Annotated in this window: 5 protein-coding genes and 2 pseudogenes; 2 read left to right on the top strand and 5 right to left on the bottom strand. The window is 63.8% G+C overall.

Features of this window, described 5'->3' with window-relative positions; all coding sequences use genetic code 11:
• Positions 1–468: 468 nt before the first annotated feature.
• From AC4IJH_RS10945 to AC4IJH_RS10965, 5 genes and pseudogenes are all read right to left on the bottom strand, one after another.
• Positions 469–3,270, bottom strand: a complete 2,802-nt coding sequence (locus AC4IJH_RS10945) for an AfsR/SARP family transcriptional regulator (RefSeq protein WP_490851402.1) — start codon at positions 3,268–3,270, stop codon at positions 469–471.
• A gap of 562 nt (positions 3,271–3,832) precedes the next feature.
• Positions 3,833–4,008: pseudogene (locus tag AC4IJH_RS10950) on the bottom strand (helix-turn-helix domain-containing protein); the annotation flags it as partial.
• Between the two features lie 223 nt (positions 4,009–4,231).
• Positions 4,232–4,942 carry a hypothetical protein gene (locus tag AC4IJH_RS10955; protein WP_490851403.1) on the bottom strand — a complete coding sequence of 237 codons (711 nt, stop codon included), beginning with the start codon at positions 4,940–4,942 and terminating at the stop codon, positions 4,232–4,234.
• Positions 4,942–6,264 carry a putative T7SS-secreted protein gene (locus AC4IJH_RS10960; RefSeq protein WP_490851404.1) on the bottom strand — a complete coding sequence of 441 codons (1,323 nt, stop codon included), beginning with the start codon at positions 6,262–6,264 and terminating at the stop codon, positions 4,942–4,944. The genes AC4IJH_RS10955 and AC4IJH_RS10960 overlap by 1 nt, the downstream gene beginning before the upstream one ends.
• Before the next feature lie 162 nt (positions 6,265–6,426).
• Positions 6,427–6,564, bottom strand: coding sequence for a hypothetical protein (locus AC4IJH_RS10965; protein WP_490851405.1), 138 nt, complete (start codon positions 6,562–6,564; stop codon positions 6,427–6,429).
• A gap of 183 nt (positions 6,565–6,747) precedes the next feature.
• On the opposite strand from AC4IJH_RS10965, the gene AC4IJH_RS10970 reads away from it, so the two are divergent.
• Positions 6,748–7,443, top strand: coding sequence for a hypothetical protein (locus AC4IJH_RS10970; RefSeq protein ID WP_490851406.1), 696 nt, complete (start codon positions 6,748–6,750; stop codon positions 7,441–7,443).
• A 399-nt stretch (positions 7,444–7,842) separates the two neighbouring features.
• Positions 7,843–8,195 (top strand): annotated as a pseudogene (locus AC4IJH_RS10975) (RidA family protein).
• Positions 8,196–8,373 lie beyond the last annotated feature (178 nt).

Here is an 8,373-nt window from a genome sequence, read left to right on the forward strand (position 1 = left end):
CCGCGTGGTCCTGCTTCGCTTCACGGCGGGTGCGGGACCACGCGGCCGAACGCCCTGCCGATCACTGTGACCTTCGGCGTACCTCCTCCCAGGCCCCTGACGGCTGTGAAGGGCGTCGGTTGCAGAGAATGACGGGACACTCCTCCAGAGTCGTTCAGGGATCGAACGAAGGTGCGGGGAGCGGCGATGAGCCAGCTCGGTTGCGCCCCGTGCGCGAATAGTTCATCGTCGCAGGCGCGTTCAGGGCATGGCAGGGCGGCTGATCCAGAGCTGTCTGGTTCCATCAGACGGCACGCCGCAGGAACGATGGCGTGGTACTAGGCCCATTCCGAGACACTGGCCGGGGCAGTGTCGAAGCCACGCGCAGATGGAAGGATGCGGTGCTGATAGGGCCGCAAACTGCCCGGTCAACCTGTTCAGTTCATTGGAGTTGCCCCCGCCGGGAATGGCTGTGTGGGGCCATAGGCATTAATTGGTCCGCGAATCTTTGAGAACGTCCAGGAGTTCTTGTACGCGGTGCGCTTCGGCTGTGCGGTATTGGCCGCGATAGAGGTCAAGAGCCTGGCTCCAGGCATGGTGCGCTTGGGCAGGCCGGCCGAGGGCATGGTGGACTTCACCCAGGCATGCCAGGGCATCGGCCTCCTCGTAGGCGTCCCCGAGCTCGCGGCGTAAGGTGAGAGCCTGGCGATAGTGGTCCAGAGCGACGGTGTGCTGGCCGCTGCGGTGAGCGAGAAAGCCCAGGCTGTCCAGGGTGAAGGCCTCGCCTTCACGGAAGTGGTGCAGACGGCACAGAGCCAAGGCCTGCTCGCAAAAGCTACGAGCTTGTCGGTGGTGTCCGAGGCGGGCGTGATACCAGCCCACCGCGTTGAGGGCCTCGGCTTCTCTGGGAGGACTGTCAAGCGTTCTGCGGATGCGAAGGTTCTGGACAGCATGTGCCAACGCCTGCGCATCGTCGCTCCGTTGCTCCCAGGCCAGCGCGAGATTGAGATGGCTCTGCGCCGTACCGGCGGCGTCATCGGCTTCCTCGAACAGGGTGAGGGCTTGCCGTAGGTGATCCAATGCCTGGTCGTGCTCGCCGAGGGCAACATAGGCGCGTCCTAGCAGCCGGTGGGCGAGCGCTCGGGTAGCCGGCTCCTCTCGGGGCGTTTCGAGGGCAGAGAGCGTTGCCTGCAACATGGCGATGCGGTCCGGGAGGCGACCTTGCCGCCAGTGAAAGGTGTCCAAGGACCAGGCCAGTTGCCACGCCTGTCTGCGCCAGCCGCATCTCACCGCGAAGTGGTGTGCGGCGAGCAGACAGGGATGCTCGGCCTCGAACCAGGGCATGGCTGCTGTTTCATGGAGGACGGGAAGATCGCATGCGGCCTCGGACGGGCCTGCCGCGATCGGTGTGCGATGGGGGGACAGCAACCGGTCGCCTGCGCAGGCAGTGTGAGCGTAGAAGCCGATCAGGCGGCGCAAAGCGGCATTCCGTATGTCGGCGGGTTGGGCATGGCCGCGCTCAGTGGCGTAGAGGCGGATAAGATCGTGCATGCGGTAGCGGCCCGGGGTGTGCTGCTGGATCAGGTGAACCGCCTCCAATGCGCGGAGAACGACTCGGGTGCGTGCGAGGGGAATTCCGATGAGACTGGCGGCGGCGGGAAGACTGAAATCCGGACCCGGTGCCAGTCCCAGCAGCGCGAACACCTGCGCGGCACGGGTGTCAAGAGCTCGGTAGGAGGTATCGAACACCGCTCTGAGGTCCGTGGCCAGGTCTCCAGTGTGCAAGGCGTCGAGCCTGCTGGTGGCATCGTCGAGTTCCTCGGCCAGCACGGCGAGTGGAAAGGCGGGCTGCATGGCGGCGCGGGCGGCGATGATGCCCAGGGCCAAGGGCAATCCGGCACACCGCCGCAGCAAAGCGGTTGCCGCAGCGGGTTCGGCAGCCATCCGCTCCTGTCCTAGAGCGTGGATGAGGACCTGGCGGGCATCGGTGTCGGAAAACGTGTCGAGAGCCAGGTACTGCGAGCCGTGCGTGGCAGTCAGGCCGCCGAGGTGGCTACGGCTGGTGACCAGGACCATGCAGCTGGCGCTGCCCGGTAACAGCAAGCGGACTTGGTCGGCATCGCGGGCGTTGTCCAGCACAATCAGCAGTCGGCGGTCAGCGACGAGGGATCGGTACAGCCCGGCCTGGGTTTCCGCGTCCGCGGGTATCTCCTGAGGTGAGGTGCCCAGGGCATCGAGAAAACCGCGTAACACCCTGTCCGGCGGTACTGGCTCGTTGGACGGGCCGAAGCCGCCCAGAGCTGCATAGAGCTGCCCGTCGGGGAACCGGTCGAGGTGCTCATGGGCCCAGTGCAGCGCCAGCCAGCTCTTGCCGACGCCGCCCGTACCGCCGATCGCCGAGATGACCAGTACGTTGCCCCTGTCACCGGACCTGTTCAAGAGGCTGTCGAGAGCGGCAAGTTCGTGACTGCGCCCCACGAATGCCGTTGGTGGAGCCGGTAGTTGCTGCGGCACGGGCCGTGCGAACCTCCTTGCGGCAATCGCAGGCGGGGCGAGGGTCAGCTCGGGGTCGGTGGTGAGGATCTGCTGATGGAGCCGCCGCAGTGGGGCGCCGAGGTCGACGCCCATCTCCTCGGCGAGTTGCCGCCGGGTACGGTCGTAGCACTCCAGTGCTTCAGCCTGGCGCCCGCACCGATACAGGGTCAGCATCAGCTGCCCTACCACCCGTTCGTCCAGTGGATGGCTTTCCGCTCGCGCAGCACATTCCGCCACCACCTGGGTGTGCTGGCCCAGTGACAGTCTCACCTCGGTCAGGTCCAGTTGGGCGGCAAGCCGTTCGGCGTTGAGGAAGGCACGCTGGGCGTTGAACCACGGGGTGTCCGCACTGGTGAATGCCTCCCCTTGCCACAGCGCGAGTGCCTCCTCCCACAGCACCACGGCCCGCTCGCCGCCTTCCGTCGCGCGGGCCCGGCAAACTGTCTCACGGAACCGGAACACATCCACCGCTTCCAGCTCCACCGTCAGACGGTATCCGCCCTGCTCCCGTACCGGGCCCGCATTGGTCCCGGCCAGTGCCTGCCGTATCCGGGACACATAGCTGTACAGAGTCCCCCTGGCCCGCTGAGGTGCACGCTCTCCCCAGACTCGTTCGACGAGTTGATCCACCGACACCGTGCGAGGAGTGTCCACGAGCAGCGCGGCGAGCACCGAACGCTGCTGCGCTGGGCCCAGCTCCACTGCGGCGCCGCCGTCAGACGCCGCGATCTCCCCGAGCACACAGAACTCGACCATCTGCTCACCCCCGTGAGGCGTCCACCTTGCCGGAAGGGCTCGCAGCAGCCAATTCCAGATCTGGCCAAGATTCGCCGAGCGGATACGGCGCCCTCGCATGGGTGACCTGGAGAGGAATCGAAAATCGAAGGGCGAAGCGTCACCTTTCGGACTCCGCCGAGAGCGCCACGACAGACGTCGACTTCGATGCCGTCATCGACAGTGCCGTGGGATGCGGCCCTGACAACTGTTCACTGTCAGGGGCAGGGCGTGTTGGGCTGGCTGTCTCAACGCTGCTGTTTGGACCGGATGGCCAGGGCTATGAGCCCACCAAGCGTCGCCAACTTCGCTGACAACAAGGCGAATCCTGGAGTCCACCAGCCCATGGCCCACGCTAGAAGCCACAAGAGCCCTAGGGCCATTAAGGCACCGGTCACGGGCAGTGCGACACGCAGGGCGCGCCGGCCCAGCGGCTCTCTGCTATCCCCTTCGTCCATGTGTCTCGACTATACGGACAAGATCATAAAACCCGCACATCGAACACCAGTTGAGTCGATCGTCATGGTCTCCGTACGGCACGACTCGGCGCCCGGCTGGCCAGGAGCCGGACGGCGGAGCGGGCGGTGCCGACGCTGATGCCGAGCCCGGCCGCGATCTGGCGAGGGTGTCGTGCTCGCGGAGGTGCGCCAGCGCGACCGAGGCACGCGCAGACGGGCGCGGCTTGCATCGGCGGTTGCCCTGCCGAAGGGCGATGAGCATCGTGGCCGTTCCCACGAGCGTTTGCGGCAGACTGCGTAAGCAATGGAGCCCCCGGGCTGACGAGTTGAGACCTCGACACCTCGCCTGACAGCCCCGAGGCTCCGGCCGTTTTGCACGCAGCCGCACCACCAGATGAGTGACCACTCTGAGAGCGCTCAGTGGGTCACGGGCCTCGCGGCGGGTCCCAGAGGCTGCGCGCTGCCTGTCGTGGTCACCGGATGTATCACCCAAAGGTGCGCCGGATGTCTTCCTTGGTCTTGTGGGCGGACGCGACGGGCCTTTCCTGGGAAGTCGAGGCGTGCGGCGGCGCCGTGAAGGAGGTTCCTGCCGCGACGACTGTCGCCAACTCCAGGAAGTCCTCCAGTGCTTCGAAATTTTCAGTAGACAGGGTGATCGCAACCGCCTGGGCGACGTGTGGAAACGCCATCTGGAAGGTGACGGAACAGACATCGGAGGAGATGTCGGTCGGCACATCGAAGAACGACCCGGGGGCGGTGACCTGTTCAGCCTTGACGACAACCGCGGCGAGGCCGGCGGGCAGTGACACGATGCCTTTGCGTAGACCGGAGTCCGCAGCTGGGTAAGCCTCCAGCACGCTGTGAGCGTAGAGATTTGAATCTCCTGAGGGCCGGTCCAGGACATAGATCTGGCACAGCCCTGTCAGCAGTTCATCCGCGTCGGTGCGCAGAGCGAAGGAACTGACGTGCACCAGACCTTCTCTCAGCATCGCTACTAGCGCAGCTTCGAAGCTGAGGACGCCGGCGACCAGCTGCTCCCGACTCGCCGAAGGAGAGAGCAGAGAAAGACTCTCGAAATGCGCATCCATGCGCTCATGCGGGTCTGTCTCGAGATCGATCGTGTGAAATCCATCAGGAACTCTCAACCACAACGGGAGCAACTCGGAGGACTCGGCGGCAGTTTTCTCGTGGAACACTACAGGGCCTTCGCGACGGAGAAGATCTTCTTCAACGGGTCGATAGACGCCCCTGCCCCTGCCAGCATGTCGTTTTTTAGAGTCTTGTCTGTGGCATCACTGGAAACTTTCTGCCCTTGTTCATCGGAGTAGCTCCACCCCATCTGCAGGCTTTGTGCGGTCGGCCAGGCCAAATATCCGGTAATCCCGGCCTGGACCAGGTCTGCACCGCTCTGCGCACCCGCCTTCGTCGCGTGAGGGAGCTTGCTGAGTGCCCATTCCACCGGGGTACCGAAGACACGGTCAGAAGGGTCTGCGGCTTTGGTAATGTCCCAGAAGTGCCGTGCACCGGTTTTTGATGCCTGCGTCACGGTCGAGGTAGTTCTGGCCACTGCGCCAGCTCCCCGAGCGGCAGTGAAAGCGGACTTGCCCGGGGTAATGGCAGCTTTGGCCCCTTTAACGGCGGGGCCGACCCCGGGGACAACCCCGAGGAGATCTCCACCCAGAGTTGCCCACTCGCTGAGGTTCTTTGACGTCGGCGGCCATATGTCCTTGCCGCTCTTGGCGTACTGATAAGTGTGCTGAGCGGCAGCAGCCAGGCTCAGGCCAACAGCCAGCGGCGCCAACGGGAGAACGAAGATAGCGGCGATGCCTACGATAGTGGCCGCAATCGTGAGGAGATCCCCTCCGTGTTCATCCCACCAATCTTTTAGACCAGCCCAGAATCCACCATCGGGGGCATGGTCCTTGGCATGCTTCCGGATGGCGTCGGCATAATCCTGTGCGGTATCGGAATGACGCCGCTCCAGAGATTTCGCATCGTCGATCAGGTCTTTAAGCTTACCGTTGGCGCTGTTCAGTTTCTTGACAGCAGCGTCCACCTTGTCCTGAGCGCTGTCCAGTCGGTGCTGCGAGTTGTCGAGTTCACTCTTGGTCTCGAATGTCTGCCCAGCCAGTTGAAAGTCGGGGTGCTTCTTAGCCGACTGATAAGCCTTCATGGCCTCCTCGGCACGCTTCCTGGCCTCCTTCGCATCTTCCTCGTAATGCCGGGCTTTGACCTTCATGTCGTGCAGTCCGTCGCCCCACTTGGCCAGTTCGCCACTGGCGCCTTTCAGCGAGTTGTGCGCCTTCTGCAGATAGTCGGGAAGGTCCTCAACCTTCTCCGCGAACGCTTTGGACGCCTCCCCGGTCCAGTAGGAGCGCTCCTTGCTGAGAGAGTCCAGTAGCTCGAAAGTGCTCTGCAGGGTTTCTGCCGTCCGCTTGAGGTTGTTGGCGAGGTTTGTCGCCAGGTGCGGGTGGCCTGGTGTCGGGTTCCAACCGAGCCCACTCCAGTCGTCACTCACTTCGATCCCTCTTTGGAGCCGTGGAATGCGCTGTGAACTTCCTCTTCGGTCTTCTCATAGGCCTTGAGGATGGCAGGCAGTGCGTCATTCAAGGTCTTCAAGCGCTTCTTCGTCTCTTTAAGTCCGTGCTGCCAGTCATCTTCAAAGTCCTCGCAAGCCTTGTCAAGCGATCGCTTCCCCAGATTTCTTGGGACCGGTGTCCTTCATCCGTCGCAGCGCCTCTTCCATTTGGCTTTCGCAGTTTTCCAGCTTCTTTTTCAGCCGTCGAAGCTCGGCGAGACTTACTGTGAAGTCAGCCATGCCCCCCCTTTGTTGTTATCGGCCGTCCCGATGCTGATGCTGTTGGATTTCTTGCTCCCACGCACGAGCAACTTCCTGGTATGCAGACATAACCGGGCTGTAGCGTTCGGCGCCCTCCTTATTCAGGCTCCGCACTCGTCGGAATGATCTAACCGCCCAGACCAGCAGCACTATGGCAAGAGCGTGGGCGCCCGCGAAATAGGGCCAGTCGCTCTCGGAGAGATCGCCGATCATCTCCCCTCTCACCTACAGGGCGCCAAGGGGCACAGTGACGCACACGCCGGCTATCAGGGAGAGGAACAGGACAACAACAGCCCGGTCGCGTTTGGTGCGGATTTCCCGCATGCCCTTCTGGGCGTTCTCCAGTGTCGCTGCGTCCAGCGGGTCGAAACCCTCACGTTCGCTGATCCGGCGTGCGGCGTGTTGGGCAGCCGGGCTCCGGCGAAGCCGCTCCGCAAGGGGACCGCCATGGGCATCGGCTGCCGGGGAACCAGGCAGCGTACCTACCCGGTAGAAGAGCCACTGTCCCTTCGCTCCATGGTCCTGCCGGACGAAACCCTCCTCGCGCGCGATGTCCCCCGCCTGGAGATCAGAGATTCCTGGGAACGCGGACGGGCTGACACGCACATGCCCACGGACATTCGGCACCCCTGTCCGCAAGGTGTGACGCAGTTCTTCAACACGCTGCTGCCGAGGAAGCCGTTTGCGCTGTTGCCTCTTGTCCCAAGCCGCCACGATTCCGAGAAGCGCAAGAACTCCGATGCCGACGGTGAACCAATTCAGGAAACCACCATGCAGCTCGCCCCCCCTGTGGCGCCGCCCATTGACCAAGGATCCGGGACATCTTGTCTCAACACCCCCTGGGTAGCCACACGATAAGTCAACGTTCGATGCGCAAGTCGCTCGCCCCGCCCCAAGTGCATCGTCACCAAGGCTTCTTAAAAACGAAAGCCCCAGCGCTCGCACCCAGCATCCACCCTAGCGGAATCGGGTTTCACGCCTTACGGGAACCCCAGCACGAACGCTGCTTTCCGGATGCTGGCAACGAATCACGCATTCCATTGCCTGGAATATGAATTCCCTGAGGCGGGTGCGCGCGACAGATCCCCTTGTGGTGTGTTTCGTTCGCAGTCCAGCAACAACCTGATCCCAGGGCGGTGCAAGAGGGCCGCCTCGCACTGGCACTTCCGTGTCAGTTGGGTGCGGAACTGTTTCCAACCCTGATAGCGCCCGATTGGCATACAAATCAGGCGTCCGCCGAGCACCGGCGGACGCCCGCTGTCAGCACGGGCAGGCGCCGTTCAGCCGGTCTTCATCGCCGGGCAGGTCGCCGTCGATGCCGATGGGGTCACGGTCGGCGAAGGCGATCTCGCCGCTCAGGTCGCGCAGAGTTACCTCAACATCGGCACGGCTCTGGCCGAGGTCGGTGCTTCCTTCGAGGACGTGACCAAGCTGACCGTCTACGTCGTCGACTGGACCCCGACGAGATGCCCCTGTTGCTGGATGGGGGCGTCCAGGCTGGCGCGAAGCTGGGAGGCACCCCGCTGGCGCCGGGCACGTTGGTTGGCGTCGCGGCGCTGGCCGCCCCCGACTATCTGGTCGAGGTCGAAGCCGCCGCGGTCATCGACTGAGCGGATGTTCTTCGTCCGGTTGGGCGCCGAGGCGGCATGGGGGGGGAAACTGTGCGTGATCACCAGGGTGGTGGTCATTCGTGGTGGTGCGCCGGTCCGCAATGAGGGAGAAGTAATGAATGAGGGAGAAGCAATGAGGGAGAAGTCAGGCCCATGTGGGTGAGGGGCCGGGGGGCGC

This window comes from Streptomyces sp. UF-297 (assembly GCF_058245575.1).

What these genes read in the sequence shown, in the direction of transcription:
- AC4IJH_RS10945 (WP_490851402.1), bottom strand. Translation starts at nt 3,270, where the DNA reads ATGGTCGAGTTCTGTGTGCTCGGGGAGATCGCGGCGTCTGACGGCGGC.
- AC4IJH_RS10965 (WP_490851405.1), bottom strand. Translation starts at nt 6,564, where the DNA reads ATGGCTGACTTCACAGTAAGTCTCGCCGAGCTTCGACGGCTGAAAAAG.